The sequence below is a fragment of the Microcystis flos-aquae FACHB-1344 genome (assembly GCF_014698375.1).
GTDB classification, from domain to species: domain Bacteria; phylum Cyanobacteriota; class Cyanobacteriia; order Cyanobacteriales; family Microcystaceae; genus Microcystis; species Microcystis aeruginosa.
Genome location: NZ_JACJSW010000197.1, coordinates 24504 through 47858 on the forward strand (window position 1 = coordinate 24504; position 23355 = coordinate 47858).

The following is a 23355-nucleotide window of genomic DNA, read 5'->3' on the forward strand; positions in this document are numbered from 1 at the left end:
GTTATAGACAAGTCAATCTCAAATAGGTATGATCGCGTGTCTCAAGTTAAACCTACCATTCTCGTTACTGGCGGTGCGGGTTATATTGGTTCCCATGCGGTTCTAGCGCTCAAAAATGCCGGTTATTCCGTCATCGTACTCGATAACTTATCCTACGGTCACGCCGAAATCATTAAGGATATATTAAAAGTTGAGTTAATTGTCGGTGATACTAGGGATCGATCGCTGCTGGATAATTTATTTGCCAGTCGTGATATTGCCGCCGTCATGCACTTTGCCGCTTTTATTGCCGTGGGGGAATCGGTGCAAGAACCGGCTATTTACTATCAAAATAATGTTAGTGGTAGTCTGACTCTTTTGCAAGCGATGATCGCCGCCGATGTGAAGAAATTTGTTTTTTCTTCCACCTGTGCTATTTATGGAATGCCGAAAGAAATTCCGATGACGGAAAATCATCCCCATCATCCCCTCAGTCCCTACGCTGCCAGTAAGGAAATGGTGGAACAAATTCTTCGGGATTTTGATCGGGCCTACGGTTTAAAATCGGTGGCTTTCCGTTATTTTAATGCTTCAGGAGCCGACCCCAGTGGTTTATTAGGGGAAGATCACCAACCAGAAACCCATTTAATTCCCCTGGCTTTATTAACTGCCCTGAAAAAACGGGATTCCCTGTCAATTTTCGGCACGGATTATGATACTCCCGATGGTACTGCTGTTCGCGATTATATCCATGTTAATGATTTAGCCCAAGCTCACGTTTTAGGCTTAGAATATCTCTTAAATGGGGGCGAAAGTAATGTGTTTAATTTGGGCAATGGTAACGGTTTTTCCGTGCGTGAAGTGATTGAAACAGCGCAAGCGGTAACTGGTTTAGATATTCCCGTCATCGAAAGTCCCAGAAGATCAGGTGATGCCCCCATTTTAATCGGCAGTAGCGATAAAGCTAAACAGGTTCTCGGTTGGCATCCCCAATATGCCGATCTCAAGGTAATAGTTGAACACGCCTGGAATTGGCATCAAAAAAGACACGCTTAACAGCGATCGAGTGCTAAACTTTAATCTTATAAGATTGAACAGTTCTATCAGTCGATAACAGTAAAAAACTGCTAGAGGCTGATAGTTTACCGCTATAAGCTTCCCTAGAATTCTCTCGAATACAATGCTATGAATAACAAAATAATCTTAATATTTATAGGCTTGACTTTTTTAGCAAGTTGTGCTGATAGTAAACAGTTTCAATGTCAAAAAATCTATCGGATTGCCAACGAAGTGGCCCAAGAAACCAAATCCTTAACCAACGCTCAAGGGACAGAAATTGACCAAAAAAGTTGGCTATTAGCCGCCGATAAAATCGAACAGGCCGCAGAAAATATGAAAAAATTAGCAGTGAAGGATACCGAACTAGATAAATATAAGACCGCTTTCGCTCAAGTTTACGAAGATTATGCCACTGCCACTCGTGAAATAATTCAAGTTATCGAAACTCGCAATAAAAACGGGGCAAAATTAGCACAGGAAAAGGTCAGAAAAGCTGGCCAATTAGAAAAGGAAACTGGCGAAGCTTTTAATACCTATTGTCAAGCACAGTAAGGCACTATTAGCACAGCTATTGTGGTGGGTTACTGAATCTTGACTTTTTACCCCAAAAATATAAGGTCTAATTGCCTATATTGTGGTGGGTTACTGAATCTTGACTTTTTACCCCAAAAATATAAGGTCTAATTGCCTATATTGTGGTGCGTTAGCGATAGCGTAACGCACCCTACGGATTAGGGTTTAATTGCGTACAAAGTGCCGACATTTTTACTGCGAGGCATCCTGGAAAAGATGATAAAACCGAATTCTTGCAGATGCTTAACTAAAGCATCGGGACCCTTTTTATGCCATTCCATCATGATAATTTTCATCTGTCCCAATTGACCAGTTGCCGCTAAAGAATCGAGGATTTCGTATTCGGAACCTTCACAATCAATCTTGGCAACTATATCGATGTCGGGATAATCAGAGGTAATACCTTTAAACACATCGGTGAAAGGTTTAAGAATTAAATCAGCTGTAGCTGTTTGTTTCGAGGCAAAAGGTTTTAATTGGTTGTCAATACCAGAAATACCAACACTACCTTTAACATTGTAATCGTATTCTACTTGAATAATTTCATCCCGAGCGCCGACTCCATAATCAAAAGCTTTAATCTTCTCCGCTAGATTAGGATTGAGGGCAAAATTTCTTAAAGCTTGGTCGTAGGTAGCCTTAAAAGGTTCGTAACTATAGACAGCTTTCACATTAGCTCGATTGGCAAAAAAGAGACTAGCAAAACCCGTATTCATACCAATATCGATCGCTACACAGGGCTTGTCATAGAGGAAATTATATACACCTAAAAGGAAAATTTCATGGGCGATATCTAAATCCTGTCCCGTCTCGATAATTAACTTAACTCCATCGATATCGATAATTAATTCCTGTTGCTCATCGATATAAAATTGACAATCAGCTAGAGCTTTTAAGGCGTTAGCTTTGTTAAAAACTTTACTAGCCAAGAGGAAATCTTGCTTATTTTTGCTTAAACTGATCCCTAAGGGTTTGTAAAAAAGTTGACCAGATTTAGCATCATATTCCACATAATTAGGATTAATATTATGCTCTGCCAACTGACTAGACCAATATTGATCGGCAATATGGGGATAAGTCTTAAATTGTCGATAGCGTTTATGTGCATCTAACAGTTTTTGATAAAGCATTGCTTGTCTAGCCTCGATTTTTTAGGATGGATGAAGGTAATTTTATGGACAAGTCTGACAAAGTTTGATAGGCTTGTCAAGAAAATCCCCCGTCTCTGAGCATCAGAAGTCAGGAAACCCATCTCAAACAAGGTAACACAGACCATCAGGAGTTAACACGCCTTGAATTACTCTGATTTTATATTTTGGTGGATATTAATCCTTTTTAGCGTTCCTTTCCTAACGGCGCGCTACCTGGCGAAGTCCTTCAATCTCTGGCGAGGTGTTTTTGATGGAGTCGGATTAGCGGCACTTTCCCTGATCCTGTTTTATTACGCCAGTCGCACCAGTTTCCTCGTTTTCATCGTCTCCCTAGCCTTTAACTACATTATGGTCTGGCTAGTGCTGAAAATGAGCGGCTGGAAAGCGAATCTCCTAGCCACTATCGTTATCGTCATCGATATTCTCGTCCTCGCCTACTTCAAGTATTTCGGCTTTTTTGTCGAGGAAATCATCGGATTATTCGTTTCTCTCCCCCCTAACTGGAAGGAACTTTCCCCAATTCCCGTGCCTAGCCAAATCCCGCCGGGGGTATCCTTCTATACCTTCCAGATGGTGGCTTTCGTGGTGGACTCCCTACGGGAAAAGAAAAAGAAACCCCTAGCCGTCCTCGATTATGTCAATTTTATCTCCTTTTTCCCCCAGATTGTCGCAGGTCCGATCGAGCGTCGCCGGGATTTATTACCGCAAATGGAGGGATTTCGCCTCAAATTTACAGGAGAAAACTTCGAGAAGGGTTTGCGTTGGCTTTCCCTCGGTTTATTTATGAAATTTGTCCTCGCCGATAACATTGCGCCCTACATCGAATTAGATAAGATGATCGACAATGCTTGGTATATCTGGTTTGAGGCCTTTTTATTCACCCTGAGAATCTATTTTGACTTCGGCGGTTATAGCTTTATTGCTGTTGGTTTAGCCTATTTTGTCGGGGTTAGATTAGAATTAAACTTTTTAGCCCCCTACACATCCCAAAGTATTAACGAATTTTGGCGACGTTGGCATATTACCCTTAGCACTTGGTTTCGGGATTATGTGTTTTTACCCCTGATGGGTTCCAATAAAAATTGGGCGCCTTTTTATCTATTCATTACCTTTACTCTTTCAGGTTTTTGGCACGGTGCGGCTTGGAATTTCGTCTTTTGGGGGGCTTACCACGGGGCATTATTATTATTACTGCGTTATCTGGGCCGACCTTTCTATGCTTTCGTCGGGAAATACGTTTCTCAGCCGCAAATTGTCTCCTGGGCTTTAACGCAATTGGCTGTCATTTTTGGTTGTCTCTTTTTCATGGAGATTAACACCAGAAGATTAATCGGCAAAGTGCTAGTTATTGCCAATCCTTTCAATTATTCCTTAGCTAATATCGGGGAGATTTTTAGTTCCTATACTCTCAATCAAGGAGCAGTTTTAAGCGTCGCTTTAGTTCTTGGTATCATTGTTTTAATCCTCGAACATCTGGCTATTGCCCAGAAAAAGTTTGAATATGAACTCTTGTTATCCCCTTGGCTGTCTAAAATATTGCTAGGTTTAACTATTCTCCTAGCTTCCACTAATACCGGTGACTTTATTTACTTTGAATTCTGATGAATACTAAATCCTTTAACCCTTTCCCCTGGTTAGCCTCTCTGGGAGTCGCTTGGTCCCTCGGCTTTGTTTATAATGTCATCTACGGCGGCGAATTAAGCTGGTTGCGGATGATGTACGAGGAAAAATCAGCGATCGCAGCCAAGGTCGAAGGACCGCGGCGTTTAATCGTCACGGCGGGATCGGGGGCGCATTATAGCATAAATTCGGAATTAATGGCCAAAGAATTGGGAATGCCCGTGGTTAACTTCGGTTTACAGGGGGATATCGGGTTAAATGTCATTGCCGCTATGATTCTCGAAAAAGCGCGCCAAGGGGACGTAATTCTGCTCATTCCTGAATATCTCATGCTCATGGATGAGGACGGTTTTAATCGCGGCGAAGGACTTTGGGGGTCCGCACCTTTTAGCGTCGCTATTGGTAAACCCGGGTTAGGTGGGATACCTTTAAAAACCATGATCGAGGACACTTGGTTATTAGGTATTCCGGGGATGCGTCCAGTCACTAAATCCACGGTTGATTTATTCACCAAAGGCAGAATGACGGGTTATCTTTCCGATCCAATGACTAATACAGGTGATCCGACTATAGTTAAGGAAAGAACGGGGAAATGGTGGCAAATGACTTTTAATACTCCTGCCTCTGCTCACTCGATTAAAGTTATTGAAAAGCTCAAGAAAGATTTAGAAGCAAAAGGGGCGACTTTAGTGGTTTCTTTGCCCTGGGTTTATGCAAAAAATGAGGGTAAAACCGTTGCTAATATTCGCAAATCTGCCGAAGAATTAAGTCGGGTTGTGCCAACAATTTATGACCCAAAAGACTTGAATATTAAGACCGATTCTACTATTTTTGCCGACACTCACTATCATCTTTTGCCCCCGGCGAGAATTATTCGTTCAGAACAATTGGTTTCGGAACTGAAACCCATCTTAAACACAACTGAGAATAAAAATCCATGAATAAACTTATAACTAAGATTTGCATTCTGGGGGGGGGTTTTGGAGGGTTATACACGGCACTCGCTCTGAGTCGATTAACAGCAGTAAAATCGGGTCAATGGCAAATAACTTTAGTCGAACCGAAAGACCATTTTCTCTTTACTCCCCTTCTCTATGAATTAATTACAGGAGAATTGCAACGCTGGGAAATTGCCCCCTCCTACCGTCAATTATTAACAGGAACTCAGGTTAATTTAAAACCTCAAAAAGCTAGTAATATTGACTTAAACAATCATCAAGTATATTTAGAAAATGAGGAAGTTATAGATTACGATTACCTCGTTTTAGCGGTGGGAGTGCGGAATCGTTGGCCGGCTATACTGGGGTTAGCTGATTATGGGCTAACTTTTCGGAGTTTAGAGGATGTAGAAAAATTACAAACAGCAATTCATGACTTAGAAACTCAAGGAAAATCCTCAATTAATTTAGCCATTATTGGCGGCGGTCCCAATGGGGTAGAATTAGCCTGTAAGGTAGCTGATCGTTTAGGAAAAAAGGGCCAAGTTCATCTAGTGGAAAAGAACGAGGAAATACTGCAAAACTTCCCTAAATCGGTGCGTATTGCTTCCTATCGTTCCCTTTTAGCCAAGAATGTTAGTCTCTATTTAAACACAGGATTAAAGGAAGTTGCAGCTAATTCCATAACCGTATTTAAAGATAATAAAAATGAGGTTATCCCCATTGATTTATTATTGTGGACAGCAGGAACCCAAGCACAAGATTGGATCAATAATTTAGATTGTCAGAAAACAGCACAAGGCAAATTATTAACCCGTTCCAGTTTACAATTAATCGACTATCCCGAAGTTTTTGCCCTTGGGGATCTAGCCGAAATTTATCCGAGTAAACAGGTAATTCCTGCCACGGCACAGGCAGCCTATCAAGCAGCCAGTGTAGTAGCCAAAAATATCTCGGCAGTGATCAGAAAAAAATCGCCCCAACCCTATTATTATCTCCATTTAGGTGATATGTTAACCTTGGGTAAACAATCAGCCCTTGTCTCCAGTTTTGGCCTTAATATTACTGGTAGATTAGCCGATATAATGCGTCGATTTGTCTATATACTGCGTTTACCCAGCAAACGCCATCAGTTGAAAGTGTTTCGACATTGGGCGAAAAAAATTCTTCTCCGACTCCGTTATTCACAGGTGTTATCTAATACTAAATCCGTTGAGTATAGGCTACATATCAGGAGAGGCAAAAGGCAAAAGGGAGAATAAATAATCAGTTCCAACCAGGTTGTTAGCCCTTACACAATTGGCTACAATAGCCCTACACAAGCTACGAGAGAAAAGTATGCCTGAATTAAAAATTAGCATTAGTGAGGCTGCTCACAAAACGCTGTTAGCACTCGTTGACTCCTCTGGGGATACGCTCCCAACAGTATTAGACAAAGCCATCGAAAATTATCGCAGATATGTTTTTCTAGTTCAAGCGAATGAAGCCTTCGCCGCCTTAAGGAAGAATGAGACTTTATGGCAAGAGGAAATTTCTGAAAGGCAGACATGGGAGCAAACTCTCGCTGATGGAGTAGAAGGGTAGTGGCAGAAATTACCAGAGGAGAAATATGGCTAGCAGACCTTAATCCAGTAAGGGGGCATGAACAGGCTGGTAAGCGTCCGTGTTTAGTGATTTCAGCAGACCTGTTTAATCAGGGTGCATCTGGCTTAGTTGTTGTTTTGCCAGTAACTTCTAAAGACAAAGGAATCCCTTTTCACCTAAAAATGGTGCGTTCCCAAAAATCGATCGGTGGAGCAGTAGGCTCCAGATTAGGGAACGCACCCTACAAGCTCGGCGTACTACAAGCTCGGCGTACTGCTACCCAGTGCCTTCGGCATCGCACTATGCAGTGCCTTCGGCATCGCACTATTTCAGTCTCCGTGCAAGACCATCAGCGGCCTTGAGCATCTTGGGTATTCGGAATTGCCCAGCCATTGATTGAATGTGTTGGGCAGCTACGTTGTATTCGATGCCGATTGCTGTGACAAAGAGAGGCCGCTTGCTGTTTGCGCGGAACACTTCGACCGCGTGTTCCGAATCACGATAACGGTTCTTGGCAACGCCGACGATGACGGCGGGTTGCGTCAGCGAACGGTGCAGATACGCACCCAAACCTGGCGTAAGGTCACGAGAGAGATGGCAATAGCCATCAATCACATAGGTGTGTACGTCGAACCCGATCTGCGTGATCACCCTCAGCAGCGGCGACAATTCCCGCCTGTAGAACTTTCCTGGTTCGTATGCCGCCACAGGTTCTTCGGTCGCCGTGCGGCTGGCAATTGGTTCCTCAGATTGCCATTCTTTGAACACAATTGCGGCAGCGTGTGCCGCAGTGTCGGTGTAATGGACATCGAGAGCAGCAATCATCGGAGGCCACCATCCAGAAAATGAACCGGCTTACCGGCAATTATTGCGTCGAGGCAGCCTTCCAATTGAATTGCTTCTGGTAGTTCTTGAGCTTTTTGTACAGGTTTACTTAGAAGTGTTGATAACATTTCTTCTCTTCTCTTGAAAACATCACTATATGTTAGACGGAAAGTTTCCATATATCACGCCGAATACACATTTGTTAAAAAAAAATCTTTCCGCCTATTACTCTCAAATGGAGCAATCGCAAGAAACTTTCCCTATATTACGCCCAAAAGCGTGTTAGCCAGATTAGTTTACTGCAAACAATCTACTTTAAAGAGACTTATCACAGAAGCCTTCTAGGGTTCTAGCAAAGATTCTTAGATATGACGGCACTTTGTCACAAAATTTCACTATTATTTCGGGTGCGGTGATTTGTTATAGCGGTTTTCAGTCTAATAAGGTATAGTAAATCCCTTGTTATGCCGCTGCAATCCTTGTTTTCAAATACAAAAACATGAATCTGCCTGTTATTGATGTGCCTCCATATACGCTCGTAGCAATTGATTGATCTGTGTTTGATAGCCATGCCCTTGAGACTTAAACCACTCTAATACATCGCTATCAATGGGGAGTGTAACTTGAGCCTTGGCTTTTGTAGCAGGTAAACCCCGCCGCACTACCGCCTTAGCAAACATTTCTGGCGTAATCTCTGGACAATCTGATAAATCAATATCTTCATCGCTCATCGCATCCAATCGTTGCCAATCAGTTTGAGAGTTGCTCGAAGTAGGTTCGTTGTTCATATTTCGTCGCTTTTCTTGCAGAAATAATACGGGTGCAATCCTCCCGTTCTGTATGGACAACGGCAATCACTCGCCCTTGCAACAAACCGAATGTGACAAAACGCTGCTCTCCATAACCGTAACGATCGTCCTCAACCGTTACAATATCCCCATCAAACACGGCTGGAACATCGGTAAAATCTATTCCGTGCTTACGAAGATTAGCAAGACGTTTTGCTTCATCCCATTCATATTCCATAACCGAACGACAGCTACAATAACCAATTGTAGTTATAAATTGTCGTTACAGCTATCCATGCCAAGCAATGTTTATCGTGAATGAATGCCCCGCAAGCAACTTCAAGCCACTGTCCTAACCGAGGACTTGCCGCATAACTACATATTACAGGTCAACTTTCTATATAACACTCTCCAGAGTAACGATATGGATCAACTTTCTGTACATCACCCCATTTAGGCGCAATCGCAAGAAACTTTCCCTACATCACGCCCAAAAGCCTGTTAGCCAGATTAGTTTACTGCAAACAATCTACTTTAAGGAGACTTATCATAGAAGCCTTCTAGAGTTCTAGCAAAGATTCTTTATCTGACTGCACTTTGTCACAAAACTTCACTATTATTTTGACACTCTTAATAGTTGGAGAGGAAACATTGATCGCTAAGTCTGGTCAATTTTTGTCCAAAGCATTTGAGGAAATGACCTGAATAAATAGCCAGACATGGCACTATTTTATTTGTTCCCCAAAAGCTTGACATCCTCGCACTTTTGGCAAATTTAAGACTATTGAATAGGGGAAATTAACTGATAATTAATACAAATTTGGGGTGCGTTAATTTAAGCAATAACACACCCTAACTTTGTATTAATGCAAGAAATGACGAATGCCTGTTAAGACCATAATTAAACCTAACTCATTAGCGGCATTAATTGAATCCTGATCTTTTAAAGAACCTCCGGGTTGAACAATTGCCTCGATACCAAACTGGGCCGCCGTGCGAACAGAATCATCAAAGGGGAAAAAACCATCACTAGCCAAATAGCCACCTTTAGCCGCTTCCCCTGCTTGTTCAAGGGCAATTTTCACCGAACCAACGCGATTCATTTGCCCCGCACCAACGCCTAAAGTAGTTTGATTTTTTGTCACCACAATAGCGTTAGATTTAACGTGCTTAGATACTTTCCAAGCAAACAGTAATTCCGCTAATTGTGCAGGGGTAGGTTGTTTTTCTGTCACCACGCGCCAATCATCCGGAGTTTCCACCACGTCATCGGCCGCTTGTACTAGAAAACCGCCAGCGATAACTTTTACTGTTTGTTTTTCTCCCCTGCTTAAATCCGGCAGTAATAAAATCCGCACTTTTGACTTTTTAGCGAGTATATCCCGGGCTTCGGGGCTACAATCGGGGGCAACCACGCATTCTAGGAAGGTTTTCGTTAATTCTTTAGCGGTTGCTTCATCTATGGCTTGATTTAGGGCAACAATACCCCCAAAAGCCGAGATAGCATCGGCATGAAAAGCTTTAGTATAAGCTTCCACTAAACTACCACCGATCGCCACTCCACAGGGATTAGTGTGTTTCAAAATAGCGGCAGCCGGTTCTTCCCTGCCGAATTCGGCGATTAAACGGCGGGCTGCTTCTAAATCGACTAAATTGTTATAACTTAGTTCTTTTCCCTGTAATAAGGTCGCTTTTCCCCAACCTTGAGCCATTGTACCACTGCCGTACCAAGTGGCACTTTGGTGGGGATTTTCGCCGTAACGCAGGGTTTGCAGGGCATTTCCCGCCAAATTAAAGCGAGTCGTTTCCCCGTTTAAGCTGGCGAAATAGGCAGCGATCGCACCATCGTAGGCATTGGTTAAAGCGAAGGTTTCCCCCGCCATTTTTTGACGGAATTCCAGGGAGATTTCGCCGTTATTTTGCCGTAATTGGCTTAAATACTGCTCGTAATACTTCGGGTTACTGATGACAGTCAAATGGGCGAAATTTTTAGCCGAGGCGCGTAACATCGCCGGACCGCCAATATCGATTTGTTCGATCGCCTGAGCGGTGGTAACATCAGGATTAGCGATCGTCTGTTCAAAGGGATAGAGATTAACCACCACCAAATCAAAAGGACGAATTTGATTAGCCTCCATTTCCGCTAAATCTGACTGCCAATCCCGTCTAGCCAAAATACCGCCATGGATGCGAGGATGGAGAGTTTTCACCCTTCCGCCCAAGATTTCAGGAGATCCTGTATATTCTCCCACTTTAATCACGGGAATTCCCGCCGATTGGAGCGTTTTGGCGGTTCCTCCACTGCTAATAATTTCAAAATCAAATTCTTCTGTTAGCTGACGGGCAAAGTCAACTATTCCGGTTTTGTCAGTGACGCTGATCAGCGCTAAACGTCCCATAGTAGTGATCTATAAGCAACAATCTCAGTATATCCCAGCCCTAACCCGTTAAAAATTAAAAAAAGTAGGTTAGTAAATAATCAGCTGCTTCTATATTTTCGTCTCTCAAATATCAACTTATGCCAAGGAAATTTGTAAACTCCTCCTTGAAAGATTTAGTCTGAATTGTTAAAAAATACAGGATTTTTCAGGGTAACGAATTCGATCGAGATTAGTGAAAACCTCTTGGCAACCGTCATCGCCAAATGTTCTCAGATTACCATCATCTAGGAGAGTAGCCACTTCTGGTAAACTGGTACCACTGGTACTTAGTTCGAGGTTATCTCAAAATAATCTGGAGGACGAGCTTTTCCCTCATGTCTGACGTTTATCTAATTGGTGGCCCCAATGGTTCCGGGAAAACCACCGTCGCTAAAAAACTTTTACCCAACTTTTTAGGCGTTATCGAGTACGTTAACGCCGATGAAATTGCCGCCGGACTCTCACCTTTTAATCCTGAGTCGGTTGCTATCCAAGCAGGACGGTTGATGTTAGAAAGACTGATAACACTGAAGTGCCAAGGAATAGATTTTGCTTTTGAAAGCACCCTGGCATCCTGACATTTTGCCCGTTTTTTGAGAGACTGTCAAAGTTCTGGCTATAGGCTCAATCTTATTTATTTTTGGCTACAAAGTCCAGAATTAGCTTTAGAGAGAGTTCACAGAAGGGTAGCCAGTGGCGGTCATAATATTCCTGAAGATGTGGTTCGTCGTCGTTATGAGCGGGGACGCATTAACCTCGTGCAGTTGTATTTACCTTTGTGCGATACTTGGGTTATCTATGATAATTCTGGGGATGAACCGCACTTAGTTGCTGCGTTAGGATTTAATCAACCTCCTATTATTTATAACCCAGACACCTTCCGAATCATTACCAGAAACTAAAATGACTGAACCAACCTTAACGGAACTGCATCAGAAAATCGATACAGGTGTTAGAGTCGCAATCGCAGAAGCAATTGAGAGACACCGCCTCTTAGGAGAGTCTATCAGCATTTTCAAAGATGGCCAAATTGTCACCTTAACAGCCGCGCAAATTCCGCCAAAACCTGCCAAAAAAACGGAAGTGTAAAAAATTGGTTGACTGTCTCAAATTTCACTATTCGCGGCAATTCTATCAAGACTAGAAACGAAAAATAAGCAATTTAGAAGGTTTAAGGCGGGATTACCCGGATGCTAATCTTAGTTTTAACGGAAGATTACGCTGTAGCTAATCCAATCTACTCAACTATATTTTTCGAGGTTCCCAAAGATTTTCAGTCGTGATACAATATTAGGCCGATGTCTATTACAGCGTTTCTCATAAAGATGAAGTGTAACCTGATTCGATATCGACGACCGACTCCTGACTACCTAAAATGAAAACTTCGTACCTCACCATTAAGATAACTGATATAAGTGCGAATCGAGTGGTTAAGTTCTCGATTATTTTTTTCTTATCTGCTATTTTTGCTAGTCTTAGTTCACAATTTTTGCTTCTTGCTTCTAGTTCACAAGCAATTGCTCAAACAAGTAATTTAAGCAACCAATCTTCTCCAACTTCCAATGAATTATTGAATGGAATAATTATTGCAATTGTTTCTGGAATAATTGGATTTCTTGCCAATTTTATTATTGAACTACTCAAGAAAAAAAGTGAACCAAGAAAGCAAATTTCTTATAGCAAGCTTGTCAAAAGCGGAATTATTGGCAATATTGAAAAAGATATCGAGAACAAAATTGGTATCTTGTACAATGGAAAGCCAGCACAAAATATGTTTTATGCACTTTTTGATATTGAGAATACAGGTAATCAACAAATTAAAAATCAAGAAATAAGATTTGAATTCACAAATATCGATGAAGTCTTAGATGTATTTTACTGTCCCCAAAAAATAGAACCTGAAATGGAGCTTAAAGAACTTACCGAAACCAGTCTTGGCAAGCATGAGAAAAAGTTTAGAATAGGTGTTATTAAACCACAAGAAAAACTAGGATTTAGATTTATTGTACAAGGACTGAAAAGTCAAGCTCTGGACTTCAAGCACCACACTAAAAATGATGATGATGTACGTTTTATCAAAATTGAAGAAAAAAAAGTTGCAGACGACATTGAACAGGTAAGAGTTTTCTTGACGAATTGTCTTTTTGCTTTTGTGTTGCTACCTTTGATAAGAACAAGTTTTTCTTCTATCTCCATTATTGATATTTTTATATCTCCCTTGCTATCATTAGCCAGTTTGTCAATTTTTGTTTTTTTAATACTTCCACGTCTTGAGGCATTTATAAAATCCGTTATTAATCTAGTATCAGCAACATCAAATAAACAGTCCGATGTACGATGCGGGGATATAGGAATGTTAGTTACTGGAGGTTCTGTAAACGTTGAAAAGCTTGCATTATCATCCGATGAAAATGAAGTAATATAACTGTCGGTTTTAACGGTGGATTACGCTGACGCTAATCCACCCTACTGTAGGATAATTGTCTTCTAGCTTCGTAGAGGATGACAGCAGTAGCGATCGCAACATTTAAAGATTCCACACCACCAAAGAGGGGAATTTTCACCGTTTCATCGGCTAAAGTCGCTAATTGGGGTGATAAACCGGCTCCTTCATTGCCTAATAATATTAAAGTCGGACGGGTAAAATCAATCTCCCAGTGGTTTTTTGTGGCTGTGGGTAAAGTCGCAATCGCTTTTACCCCCTGTGCTTGATATTTTTTCACTAAAGCCGATAAATCCGATTCTACCACTAGGGGCGATCGAAACCATTCCCCAGCCGAACTGCGGATCACTTTCGGGTTATCGATTTCGACGCTATCGAGACTTAACCAGATACCCTGTACTTCCGTAGCCACGGCAGTGCGGATAATAGTGCCGAGATTACCCGGATCCTGCAATCTTTCCAAAACTAAGCCCAATTGTAGCGGATTTTGGGGGACTGGATGAAGGTGATCACGGGAAATAGTGGCAATCACACCATCGGGATTAACCGTGGTTGCTAGGGAAGCGAGGACTTCCGGGGAAACTATCTCGACTCGTTTGGCTTGATTTGGAAGCTTCTCCGCTAATTCTCCCTGTCTTTGCTGCCACTTTTCAGTATAACAAACCGTCTCTAGGGAACAATTCAGGGCTAAAGCCGTCTCTAGTAAGTGCGTTCCCTCAATTAAGGACAAATTCTGCTCTTGTCGCTCTCTAGTGCGGTGTAGCTTGCGAATTTGCTTGATTAAAGGGTTTTGAACACTGCTAATCATAGCCAATCGGATTTTTCACCCCGCTAGGGCTGCCCTAAACAACTGCGTCTTGAGGGAGATAATGCGGAACTCGGGACTTGAACCCGAAAGTCTTTGCAGACACTAGAACCTGAATCTAGCGCGTCTACCAATTCCGCCAGTTCCGCATTTTTCTTTCACAATCTTTTATTATACTATCGGACAATCCATAAGTCAAGATAGTTCAGATAATTAAGACAAAAATCGCTTTTCGGGGTAGAATCACCAATAATTTCCTCAAAAATCTGATAAAATGCAGTGTCATTTTGCCGAAGCTCTCCTTAGCCAAGACTGCCAACCAAGATAAATGAATCATCCTATGACCATCGATACCGAGCATCCCTATTTAGAAATTCAAGGTCGTCACTCTCTCAAGGGTGAAGTCAAGATCAGTGGTGCCAAAAATGCCGCTCTAGTGATTATGGCGGGAGCTTTACTCTGCTCCGACGAGTGCCAGATTAGTAATGTACCTGCCCTGGCCGATATCGAGCGGATGAGTCAAATTCTCTCGGCTTTGGGCGTGCAAGTCCGTCGCACCGGAGATAGACTAGAGATTGATGGCAGAGACCTCAAACAAGCTCAAGCACCCTACGATCTCGTCTCCCAGTTGCGAGCCAGTTTTTTCGCCATCGGACCGATTTTAGCCCGTTTAGGAGAAGCAAAAGTTCCCCTCCCCGGCGGCTGCGCCATTGGGGCCAGACCAGTGGATCTGCACGTTAGAGGCCTACAGTCAATGGGTGCAGATGTATTAATTGACGGCGGCATGGTACACGCCCGCGTTAAGGGTAATGGTCGTCTGAAAGGCGCGAATATTTATCTGGATTATCCCAGTGTGGGAGCGACGGAAACCCTAATGATGGCGGCGACTTTAGCGTTCGGGGAAACCATTCTCGGTAATGCGGCCCAGGAGCCGGAGGTGATTGATTTAGCCAATTTTTGTGTTTCCATGGGGGCAAAAATTCGCGGTGCCGGGACCAATACAATTGTCATCGAGGGAGTTTCCCGTCTGCACAGTACCGATTACAGTATCATTCCCGATCGCATTGAAGCTGGGACTTTACTGATAGCCGGGGCGATTACCCGCTCGGAAATTAGTCTTTATCCCGTGATTCCCAGCCATTTAGCTTCGGTAATTGCCAAACTGCACGAAATCGGTCCGGAAGTGGTGGAAGATGGTCCTAATCGTCTCCGGATTATCCCTAAAGACTTAAAAGCCACCGATATCGAAACCCTGCCCTATCCCGGTTTTCCCACAGATATGCAGGCCCAATTTATGGCTCTATTAACTTTAACCGAGGGCAGTAGCGTGGTTAATGAGACGGTTTTTGAAAATCGTCTGCGTCATGTGGCCGAATTAAAGCGTCTGGGAGCAGATATCAAGGTCAAAGGAAATGTGGCTTTAGTGCGCGGTGTGCCTTTCCTCTCTGGAGCGCCGGTGATGGCCACGGATCTACGCGCTTCGGCAGCTTTGGTGGTGGCAGGATTGGCAGCCCGGGGGACTACTATTGTGCAGGGACTCCATCACCTCGATCGAGGTTACGATAATTTAGAGGGTAAATTAAGAGCATTAGGGGCAAATTTACGCCGGGTTGATCCTTTAGCCTTAGAATTGGCTACCCTGACCCAATCTTAATAGAAAAAGGGCGAAGCATTCGGGCAATAACCTATCGCTGAAACCGGAGATTTCCTATCCGAATGCTTCGCCCCTACAGATATTATCTGACTTTTTCACCGCCTATTCATCTGCCGTAAAATAACGCTCTAGAAAATCGAGAGCATGATTTCTTAAATCATAATATTCTTGAGTTTCTCGCATGGCGTGACGATCCCGGGGATGGGTAAAAGGAACCGTTAAAATCTCACCGATATTAGCATGGGGCCCATTGGTCATTAAAACAATGCGATCGGACATGAAAATTGCCTCATCTACATCATGGGTAATCATAATCACCGCTTGCCGGTGACTCTCCCAAATTTTCAGCACTTCCTGTTGTAATTTTCGCTTAGTTAAAGCATCTAAAGCCCCAAAAGGTTCATCCATCAATAGCATTTTCGGTCGAGTTACCAAAGCGCGAGCGATGCCCACCCGCTGCTTCATTCCGCCGGAGATTTCTTCGGGATATTTATCAGCAGCGGCCGTTAAATGCACCATAGCTAAATGTTCATTAACAAGGCTATTTTTTTCAACTTTACTAGCACTTTTAAGAACTTCATCCACCGCCAAGCGAATATTTTCTCGCACTGTCAACCAGGGCAAAAGAGAATAATGCTGAAAAACCATCATGCGGTCAGCCCCCGGTTTACGAATTAATTTTCCTTCTAAAGTGACCTGTCCCGAGGAGGCTTGTTCTAAACCGGCGATAATTTTTAAAAGCGTCGATTTGCCGCAACCGGAATGACCGATCACCGAAATGTATTCCTGGGAACTAATAGTCAGATTGACCCCATCAAGGACAACAAAATTGCTGCCATCAGCCTTAGGATAAGCTTTAACGATATTTTTAATCTCTAAAAATTCTTCCCCGGAAAAGGAACTTGAGAGCGGGTTAGGAACAGAGGAGAATTGGGTCATAATAATTAATTATCCCTGCAAATAAAAGAATTGAGGTGAATTGGCGCGAATTTCAAAACTGTTGAGATAACCGACGAGATCGCTAGGATCAAAAGCTTTTTGATCGATAAAAGCCCCCGGCGGTACGACGTAATAATCTTCGCTGGGACAAATAATACCCATATCGTCGGCGATTTGACGGTATAAATCGGTTTTCCAAGCTTTTTTAGCTACTTCTTCCGCATTTTTGGGTATTGCAGCAATCTGTCCCCAGCGAGCGGCCTGGGTGATTAACCAAAGACTTTCGGATTGCCAGAGAAAGGTAGAATGATCGTGATCGGCTTTGGCAATATCTTTTGGCATGGCGAAAAAAATTGTCGTCGCTAGATCCTCAACCAGACGTTTTCGATCATCGAAACCCCCATAGTTGTAATCCCCAACGATGCCGGGGCGGGTAAATTGTGGTTTTGCCCCTGTAAACGAGCGCCCGGAAATGATCGTCGCTACTTCCTCTCGATTTTCAGGTCGATCGCAATACTGACAAGCTTCAATCATCGCTTTGACTAAAGAGCGATAGGTTTTCGGGTTTTCTTCGATAAAAGACTCCATCACCGCTAGAATGCGATCGGGGTGTCCTTGCCAGATTTCCCGTCCCTGGGCAAAGGTAAAACCGACCCCTTCGTTACCGGTAATCGCCCTAGTGTTCCAGGGTTCGGCCACCATATAAGCTTGCATTGTACCAATACGCATATTGTTGACCATCTGCGGCGGCGGAATAATCAAAAGACGAAATTCTTCGATCGGATTAATGCCCATCGATGCCGTCAGGTAACGCAGGAAGTATTCATAGATGGAGGAACTCAAGACCGCTGCCCAGATGCGCTCTTCCGGGGGGATACTCTGGAAATAGGCTTGCAGTTGCCGGCCCGCTTGCTCAAGATCGCCATTATACTCTCGCCAAGGTCGAAGGCCAAAATCCCACATCGGCCGGTTCATGGTCATAGCGTTACCGTGACGATGAATAGTCATCGCCCCACACAGAGGGGCAACCCGCGCCCCTTCTGCCCCCGTCCTCGCATTGGTAATCGCCCCGGAGACCACGGGAGAAGCGTCCAAGCGTCCGAAGATAATCCCATCACGGGAATTCGCCCAACTTGCTTCCCGACTGAGGGTGACATTCAGTCCATACTTGCGAAAAAAGCCTTTTTCCCAGGCGACGGCGAAGGGGGCGCAATCATTGACGGGGACATATCCCACGGTGAGGTGAGGTTTTTCTAGGGTTTTCGGATCGATAATCGGGGTTACGGCTAGGGCTGCCTCGGTTAATCCCGTCGGGTTGCGACTGGCATTGATAGTACAGGCAGTCAGACTACCAGTAACCAAAGTCGTCCCCAATCCCTGAAGGAAGGTACGTCTAGATATGGGGGGAATCATGGTATTAACTGCCCGGTTTAGCGGGACGATGGGTGACAAGGACTTGTAAACGGCTAATTAGGTAATCGAGGATTAAACCGGTAACGCCGATGACAATCACCGCCAGAAAGACGGAACTAAGGTTTAAGCGATTCCACTCATCCCAAAGAAAAAACCCGATTCCCACACCTCCGGTTAACATTTCCACGGCTACGATGACTAGCCAAGCAATTCCTAAACTTAAGCGCAATCCCGTAAAAATGTAAGGCAAACTAGCGGGGAGGATAATTTTAAAAATCTGGCGATATTTGGGCATTTCTAGGACTCTGGCCACATCGATATAGTCTTTGGGTACACTACCGACTCCTAGGGCTGTATTAATCATGGTTGACCAGAGGGAGGTGATGAAAATCACAAAAATGGCCGAGGGTTCCGCGACTCCAAACATGGCCAGAGAGATGGGTAGCCAAGCTAGGGGAGAAACGGGGCGTAGAATTTGAATGATCGGATTGAGGATGAGCATAGCCGGCCGGGATAGCCCGATGAGAAACCCGACTGGAATAGCCACTAATGCTCCCAACAGAAAACCGATTAAGACGCGTCGCAAACTGGCCAGCAATAGCCAACCGATGCCGAGATTGCCCGGACCGCGACGATAGAAGGGATGGAGAATATAATCGAGATTGCTAGTCAAGGCCTGCCAAGGATTGGGCATCAATTCACTTCGGAAAGTCGCAATTACCCACCAGAGGGTAATCAGACCGATAAAACCCATCGCCGGATACAGTACCACATCCTTAAACAGCCAAGCTTTCGCTTGCCTGCCTGTGGCACGCCCAGCGACTAAAATAGCCGCAATATTCATGTTATTTACCCTTGTATAAGGATCGAGGTACAGATAATGAGCAGTACCAACCAAGAATCCTGAAAGAGCCAGAATATTTGCAGGAATATCTCCTATTCTGTTTCTCTTCAGTCTTCCCCCAATGCCGACGAAGTTAGCTGACGGGCTAGGACTGAGAGATGTCCTTTTCATTGACTGAAATTCGCCCCAAATTCGGTTCCTCCGCTTCAACAGACCACGGTTGAATTAGGCTGACTTACTCTATTTGCCCAGAATGATAACATATTCGATCGAGTTGTGGGAAAATCCCGGTCGCCTCTGATACTAAATCCTTTTTTAACAGTATGATTAACTCCCAATCCAACTTTAAAAACCCACTCCCCACTTCCCCAATTCATAATTCATAATTCATAACAGGAGTCCGCAGCGATCGCATTTACCAAATCTTAGCCATTACTAATACAAACCCCGGCAATTCTGGATCACCACTAATGGTTTCAGGAGCATTTAAAATCTCCGGTTCTCGATGGGGACGATAAATATAGACTTGGCGATTTTGGCGATCTATTAACCAACCCAATAAAGTACCATTGGCAATATATTCCTCCATCTTTTTCTGCAAACTGGATACCGTATCACTAGCAGAACGTAATTCAATGACAAAATCGGGACAGATGGGGGCAAAAGAGGCTTTTTGTTTTTCTGTTAAAGCATTCCAGCGTTCTAATTTAATCCAAGCAGCATCGGGTGAACGAATTGCGCCATTGGGCAGCGTAAAACCCGCACTAGAATCAAACCCAAGCCCCGTTCCATCTAGTTCTGACCAGTTCCCCAGTTGCAGAGCTATATTAAAATTGCGATTACCCGTATCTGAAAAAGCAGGAGGCATAACGATCACTTCTCCACTAGCACTGCGTTCAATGCGTAAATCTCGATTGGCTAAACAAAATTCATAAAATTGCTCCTCCGTCATCGGCATAATCCAAGGAAGATCAATCATCAAAGGAGCCGAGGTCGCTTGTACAAGTAGTGTCGTCATATTTTCGCCCTACTCAAGAATTACATGAGTTAACAACTGAATGCCCTTCAATCTTAACTTAGCTCTTGTCAACGGCATTATTGACTACTAAAAGATAGAAGGCGATCGCTCTTAACGTTGCTAAAGAAGCCTGACGGAGAGGAATGTAAATATTTAAAAAATGTAGCTTAGAATACAGTTCGGGGGGGGAAATGTGTATTGTTTTGCTATTCGCATTATCCTGATGTTTATCATGAAAAAGAAAAATATATTTGCAGTAGGTATTACAGTATTTACAACAGCTGTATCCTCTACTGTGTTTGCTCTCGCTTTTTTTCCATCTAGTGCTTTAGGCGAAGGTATTACTGAAGAACAGATAGTAAAAACTGAAGTCAATCTGCTATTACAGTCAATAATAATCAAAAATGACATTTTGCTGTTAGGAAGTCAATTGCCTTTCTATTCTAATAGTGTGTTTAGCTATTCATCTATAACAGATGATCGAGGCTGGACAGGTACTCTTACAGGAACTTATGCACTTCTTCCTATTAATGTAACTTATCGTGGAGTCTTAGTAGGCGATCCAGAGTTGGCTTTTGACAGTGAAGGAACAGTGGGAACAGATGTATGGAGTGGAAAGGGAAATGGAAAACTTGAGCTAAGTCCAAAAGATCCTATTAAGAAAACTGTCGGGGTGACAATTAATCCATTTAAACAGGAGTTAGGGGTTACAGGAACCGTTTCTAATGGGTTGGTAAGTGCTTCATTATCAGCACTCAAAAATTTTGATGAGAAAAAATTGCGTTTAGAAGCCGCAATTGGTGTACTTAGTGTAAAAGGAATTCTTCCTGCGCTAGCAGAAGCAGCATATAATTTTGACTTATTTCAAGATACTCTTAATTATGAAGATGGTGTAGAGGTAAGGACATTGTTTGGATTGTGGAATAGACGAAAGATAGTAAGTTCTGGAACTTTTTCTAACCCTGTTGTTATTGATCCAAGCACAGGTCAACCAGTTATTGATCCAGGTACAGGTCTGCCAGTTAGCAATCTTCCTATTACTAATAATGTTACCTTCCGACCTGTAGCTATCCCCGAACCCTCCTCAATCCTAAGCCTCCTCGCCCTCGGCACACTCGGCGCAGCCTCAACCCTCAAGCGCCAATTAAAGCCCACCAAATCAGCCGAGAAGGAAACGACAAAAGTAGGCTAATAGCCTTAAAGTAAAACCACAACCTTACACTAACAAGAACACTACTCAGGAGTAAAAAATGAAAAATTGGACTTTAGCCTTGGCTCTTGGAACTGCCGTAGTAAATACAGCAATAGGATTGGGAGTGAATCCAGTCTCGGCAGCGATTTGGGATGTATCTTTTACAATTGCAGATCCTCTGGGTACAGAATACTTCAAAGGACTGTTTATTACAGAGGATACACTAACCACAGTTTCAGGATTTACTGGGTATCGCGTCATCGATCTCGTCAATGGGACACAGGGGACAAACCCAATGGGTGGAAACCAGGCGGTATATTTGTTACCCGTGGGAGAACCTTTTCCACCTAATCGCGAAACATTAACTAATGACAATCTTTTTAATACACAAAACCTAACTTTTAGTCTGGGAGGAATAGCCTATCAAGAACTAGGTGGTGACGAAGTATATAACCTTTATTATGAGGGGGATTATAAAGGGTTTCCCTGGAAGAAAAAGATACCACCTAGTCCACCTCTCATCTTCGTTGATCAGCCTCCTAAGTTTCCTATCCCTGCACGGATTTTAACTGTTACAGATTTTCGTGCCACTTTAGTTCCCGAACCCACCTCAACCCTCAGCCTTCTCGCGCTCGGCACACTCGGCGCAGCCTCAACCCTCAAGCGCCAATTGAAATCCTCTAAATCCTCAGAAAAAGAAACCACAAAAGTCTCCTAAAACCATCAATAAAATCCGATAATTCCCCTTCATTAATTGGAGGGGTTTTTATCAGTTGTCATACTAAATCCGTTGAGTAACGCACAGAAAACGGGTTTCTCCGAGAAACCCGTTTTCTACTCATGTGTTCTGCGAGCGAGATTTGCCCATAATTCAGCAGATATACTACCATTAATGCTTGGGAATAGTTTTTCCTAGCTTAGGGGGATTGAAAGTTTAATTTTCCCTCTGTTATTCAAATAGAATTATGAAACCCTCTTGCTGAAAATGATTGTCGTGAGTTAACACTTGACTGATTTTTAAGCGCTGCATGACCGTCATTGAAATACAATCTGTCAGGCTATATTCTTTGTCTGGACGGCGGCGGTATAACTCGAATCCTTGCAGGAATGATTCTCGGTTTTGCGGAATGACTTGAAGGCGGGGATTCTGGAGCAGATCATCGATAAATTCGACAGTACGCCGCTTCCGATTTGCTCCCCGGACTGACATAAAATTCAGTAGCTCTACCAAAACTTCATCCGTCGTCACAAGTTTAACATTTTTGAGACTGGACGTAACTTCTCTGGCTCGTTGATGCCAATTATCTTGGGGATTGATTAAAGCAACCCAGTAGAAAGTGTCGGCAAAAATTTGTTTCATTGCCTTTTCTTGGGACTCCCATAAAGATAATGGTCATGCTCTTCTGCACCGTCAGATGGAAGCGGCTCAAGTTCTTCTTCAGGGAAGTTCAGATTCAACCTATCAACTATCTTTAAAATTGATTCTCCAGTCTCCTCTTGAGATATATCAGAAGCCATCAGATGAGTTTCCAGGGCATCTTTCAGTCGATTTAAAACGCCTTCTAGAGAGCTATCCTGGTAATCAATTGCTGCTAATTCAGGAGATTTGAGTGAATATCCGTCGGGATTCTTGGAGATGACAATGCTGATTTGATTGACCATAATCCTTCCTATCTCAGGCTAATCAAGAATTGGGACTTCTTTAGTCTAGCAAAATAAGCAGGACATTTAAGGTTCTTCAGGATTTGGAAATGATTGTTCATCGGGAATTTTAATTGTCTGTTTTTGAGATTGGGACTGAAAGTTTAATTTTCCCTGAATCTTTCTAACAGTTCTGAGCGAGATAAATTAGCCAGAGAAAGAAGTAACCCGGTGCGTTCCGAGATGGGAAGTTGGGCAATCTGTCCCACCAGACCAGATAATTCTGCATCTAGGGGGCCAAACCGTCCTTCCAGAAGACTGGTTATCAGCGATAGTTGTCCTTCTAAACTGCCTCGTTGTATCCCTTCTTGTATCCCTTCTTGTTTCCACTCTTCTCGTTGTTGTAAATAAGCTGGTGATAGGTTCATAATCTCCTCCTGTTCTTCGGTACTTAAATTATCTCTTAATT

26 protein-coding genes, 1 tRNA gene, 1 pseudogene and 1 riboswitch are annotated in these 23355 nt (G+C 43.2%); of the genes and pseudogenes, 13 read left to right on the forward strand and 15 right to left on the reverse strand.

All coding sequences use genetic code 11. From position 1 onward, the window contains the following. Nucleotides 1–36 precede the first annotated feature (36 nt). On the forward strand, nucleotides 37–1035 hold the full coding sequence (gene galE / locus H6G48_RS20000; protein WP_190722965.1) for a UDP-glucose 4-epimerase GalE: 999 nt from the start codon (nucleotides 37–39) through the stop codon (nucleotides 1033–1035). 129 nt (nucleotides 1036–1164) lie between these two features. Continuing rightward, complete coding sequence (locus tag H6G48_RS20005; protein ID WP_190722966.1) at nucleotides 1165–1590, forward strand: hypothetical protein; 426 nt, start codon at nucleotides 1165–1167, stop codon at nucleotides 1588–1590. 179 nt (nucleotides 1591–1769) lie between these two features. Here the strand turns inward: H6G48_RS20005 and H6G48_RS20010 are convergent, their stop codons facing one another. Then, nucleotides 1770–2741: an FkbM family methyltransferase gene (locus H6G48_RS20010; protein WP_190722967.1), complete on the reverse strand. Its 972-nt coding sequence runs from the start codon at nucleotides 2739–2741 to the stop codon at nucleotides 1770–1772. 162 nt (nucleotides 2742–2903) lie between these two features. Between H6G48_RS20010 and H6G48_RS20015 the strand changes: the two genes are divergently transcribed. The 5 genes from H6G48_RS20015 to H6G48_RS26520 all read left to right on the forward strand — a co-directional run bounded on the left by H6G48_RS20015 (nucleotide 2904) and on the right by H6G48_RS26520 (nucleotide 7266). Next, nucleotides 2904–4364 carry an MBOAT family O-acyltransferase gene (locus H6G48_RS20015; RefSeq protein WP_190722968.1) on the forward strand — a complete coding sequence of 487 codons (1461 nt, stop codon included), beginning with the start codon at nucleotides 2904–2906 and terminating at the stop codon, nucleotides 4362–4364. Continuing rightward, nucleotides 4364–5323, forward strand: a complete 960-nt coding sequence (locus H6G48_RS20020; protein WP_190722969.1) for a hypothetical protein — start codon at nucleotides 4364–4366, stop codon at nucleotides 5321–5323. The genes H6G48_RS20015 and H6G48_RS20020 overlap by 1 nt, the downstream gene beginning before the upstream one ends. Then, nucleotides 5320–6582, forward strand: coding sequence for an NAD(P)/FAD-dependent oxidoreductase (locus tag H6G48_RS20025; protein WP_190722970.1), 1263 nt, complete (start codon nucleotides 5320–5322; stop codon nucleotides 6580–6582). Before H6G48_RS20020 ends, H6G48_RS20025 begins: the two co-directional genes overlap by 4 nt. A gap of 76 nt (nucleotides 6583–6658) precedes the next feature. Continuing rightward, on the forward strand, nucleotides 6659–6904 hold the full coding sequence (locus H6G48_RS20030; protein ID WP_002739747.1) for a hypothetical protein: 246 nt from the start codon (nucleotides 6659–6661) through the stop codon (nucleotides 6902–6904). After that, entirely contained in the window at nucleotides 6904–7266 is a 363-nt protein-coding gene (locus H6G48_RS26520) for a type II toxin-antitoxin system PemK/MazF family toxin (RefSeq protein WP_341275520.1), read from the forward strand. Before H6G48_RS20030 ends, H6G48_RS26520 begins: the two co-directional genes overlap by 1 nt. Here the strand turns inward: H6G48_RS26520 and H6G48_RS20040 are convergent. The 5 genes from H6G48_RS20040 to purH form a co-directional block, all read right to left on the reverse strand. Further along, nucleotides 7229–7729 carry an endonuclease V gene (locus H6G48_RS20040; protein ID WP_043996815.1) on the reverse strand — a complete coding sequence of 167 codons (501 nt, stop codon included), beginning with the start codon at nucleotides 7727–7729 and terminating at the stop codon, nucleotides 7229–7231. The genes H6G48_RS26520 and H6G48_RS20040 overlap by 38 nt on opposite strands. Next, a complete protein-coding gene (locus H6G48_RS26960) occupies nucleotides 7726–7857 on the reverse strand; it encodes a hypothetical protein (protein WP_255520654.1) in 132 nt (43 codons plus the stop codon). Before H6G48_RS26960 ends, H6G48_RS20040 begins: the two co-directional genes overlap by 4 nt. Nucleotides 7858–8241: 384 nt before the next feature. Further along, nucleotides 8242–8517, reverse strand: a complete 276-nt coding sequence (locus H6G48_RS20045; protein ID WP_190722971.1) for a BrnA antitoxin family protein — start codon at nucleotides 8515–8517, stop codon at nucleotides 8242–8244. Continuing rightward, nucleotides 8480–8755 carry a BrnT family toxin gene (locus H6G48_RS20050; RefSeq protein ID WP_002785632.1) on the reverse strand — a complete coding sequence of 92 codons (276 nt, stop codon included), beginning with the start codon at nucleotides 8753–8755 and terminating at the stop codon, nucleotides 8480–8482. Before H6G48_RS20050 ends, H6G48_RS20045 begins: the two co-directional genes overlap by 38 nt. 625 nt (nucleotides 8756–9380) lie before the next feature. Next, nucleotides 9381–10916 carry a bifunctional phosphoribosylaminoimidazolecarboxamide formyltransferase/IMP cyclohydrolase gene (purH, locus tag H6G48_RS20055; RefSeq protein ID WP_190722972.1) on the reverse strand — a complete coding sequence of 512 codons (1536 nt, stop codon included), beginning with the start codon at nucleotides 10914–10916 and terminating at the stop codon, nucleotides 9381–9383. 356 nt (nucleotides 10917–11272) lie between these two features. Between purH and H6G48_RS20060 the strand changes: the two are divergent. From H6G48_RS20060 to H6G48_RS20070, 3 genes and pseudogenes are all read left to right on the forward strand, one after another. Then, nucleotides 11273–11839 (forward strand): annotated as a pseudogene (locus H6G48_RS20060) (ATPase). A 1-nt stretch (nucleotide 11840) separates the two neighbouring features. Further along, nucleotides 11841–12026 carry a hypothetical protein gene (locus H6G48_RS20065; RefSeq protein WP_103111104.1) on the forward strand — a complete coding sequence of 62 codons (186 nt, stop codon included), beginning with the start codon at nucleotides 11841–11843 and terminating at the stop codon, nucleotides 12024–12026. Nucleotides 12027–12312: 286 nt separating this feature from the next. Then, nucleotides 12313–13362, forward strand: coding sequence for a hypothetical protein (locus H6G48_RS20070; protein ID WP_190722973.1), 1050 nt, complete (start codon nucleotides 12313–12315; stop codon nucleotides 13360–13362). A 31-nt stretch (nucleotides 13363–13393) separates the two neighbouring features. On the opposite strand, the gene H6G48_RS20075 is transcribed toward H6G48_RS20070, so the two are convergent. Both H6G48_RS20075 and H6G48_RS20080 read right to left on the reverse strand, forming a co-directional pair. After that, entirely contained in the window at nucleotides 13394–14188 is a 795-nt protein-coding gene (locus tag H6G48_RS20075; protein WP_190722974.1) for a TrmH family RNA methyltransferase, read from the reverse strand. 62 nt (nucleotides 14189–14250) lie between these two features. Then, nucleotides 14251–14334, reverse strand: a tRNA-Leu gene (locus H6G48_RS20080). Nucleotides 14335–14525: 191 nt separating this feature from the next. Here H6G48_RS20080 and murA point away from each other — a divergent pair. Next, complete coding sequence (gene murA / locus H6G48_RS20085; protein ID WP_190722975.1) at nucleotides 14526–15839, forward strand: UDP-N-acetylglucosamine 1-carboxyvinyltransferase; 1314 nt, start codon at nucleotides 14526–14528, stop codon at nucleotides 15837–15839. Nucleotides 15840–15941: 102 nt separating this feature from the next. Here murA and H6G48_RS20090 read toward each other — a convergent pair whose 3' ends face one another. The 4 genes from H6G48_RS20090 to H6G48_RS20105 all read right to left on the reverse strand — a co-directional run bounded on the left by H6G48_RS20090 (nucleotide 15942) and on the right by H6G48_RS20105 (nucleotide 20053). Beyond that, the gene (locus H6G48_RS20090) at nucleotides 15942–16778 is read right to left on the reverse strand and encodes an ABC transporter ATP-binding protein (RefSeq protein WP_190722976.1); all 837 of its coding nucleotides are present in this window, start codon (nucleotides 16776–16778) and stop codon (nucleotides 15942–15944) included. A gap of 9 nt (nucleotides 16779–16787) precedes the next feature. After that, nucleotides 16788–18191, reverse strand: coding sequence for a CmpA/NrtA family ABC transporter substrate-binding protein (locus tag H6G48_RS20095; RefSeq protein ID WP_190722977.1), 1404 nt, complete (start codon nucleotides 18189–18191; stop codon nucleotides 16788–16790). Nucleotides 18192–18195: 4 nt separating this feature from the next. After that, nucleotides 18196–19035, reverse strand: a complete 840-nt coding sequence (gene ntrB / locus H6G48_RS20100) for a nitrate ABC transporter permease (RefSeq protein ID WP_108936655.1) — start codon at nucleotides 19033–19035, stop codon at nucleotides 18196–18198. A 107-nt stretch (nucleotides 19036–19142) separates the two neighbouring features. Next, a riboswitch (cyclic di-AMP (ydaO/yuaA leader) is annotated at nucleotides 19143–19277 on the reverse strand. A gap of 173 nt (nucleotides 19278–19450) precedes the next feature. Next, nucleotides 19451–20053, reverse strand: coding sequence for a Uma2 family endonuclease (locus H6G48_RS20105; protein ID WP_190722978.1), 603 nt, complete (start codon nucleotides 20051–20053; stop codon nucleotides 19451–19453). 232 nt (nucleotides 20054–20285) lie between these two features. On the opposite strand from H6G48_RS20105, the gene H6G48_RS26525 reads away from it, so the two are divergent. Together H6G48_RS26525 and H6G48_RS20115 are read left to right on the forward strand one after the other, a co-directional pair. Continuing rightward, on the forward strand, nucleotides 20286–21245 hold the full coding sequence (locus tag H6G48_RS26525) for a PEP-CTERM sorting domain-containing protein (protein ID WP_242034705.1): 960 nt from the start codon (nucleotides 20286–20288) through the stop codon (nucleotides 21243–21245). Nucleotides 21246–21303: 58 nt separating this feature from the next. Beyond that, on the forward strand, nucleotides 21304–21963 hold the full coding sequence (locus H6G48_RS20115; RefSeq protein ID WP_190722979.1) for a PEP-CTERM sorting domain-containing protein: 660 nt from the start codon (nucleotides 21304–21306) through the stop codon (nucleotides 21961–21963). A gap of 231 nt (nucleotides 21964–22194) precedes the next feature. On the opposite strand, the gene H6G48_RS20120 is transcribed toward H6G48_RS20115, so the two are convergent. The 3 genes from H6G48_RS20120 to H6G48_RS20130 form a co-directional block, all read right to left on the reverse strand. Beyond that, nucleotides 22195–22605, reverse strand: coding sequence for a type II toxin-antitoxin system VapC family toxin (locus tag H6G48_RS20120; protein WP_012268333.1), 411 nt, complete (start codon nucleotides 22603–22605; stop codon nucleotides 22195–22197). Further along, nucleotides 22602–22907 carry a hypothetical protein gene (locus tag H6G48_RS20125; protein WP_002752790.1) on the reverse strand — a complete coding sequence of 102 codons (306 nt, stop codon included), beginning with the start codon at nucleotides 22905–22907 and terminating at the stop codon, nucleotides 22602–22604. The genes H6G48_RS20120 and H6G48_RS20125 overlap by 4 nt, the downstream gene beginning before the upstream one ends. Nucleotides 22908–23050: 143 nt before the next feature. After that, nucleotides 23051–23355, reverse strand: a 305-nt coding sequence (locus H6G48_RS20130; RefSeq protein ID WP_242034706.1) for an RpnC/YadD family protein, incomplete at its 5' end; no start/stop codon positions are given.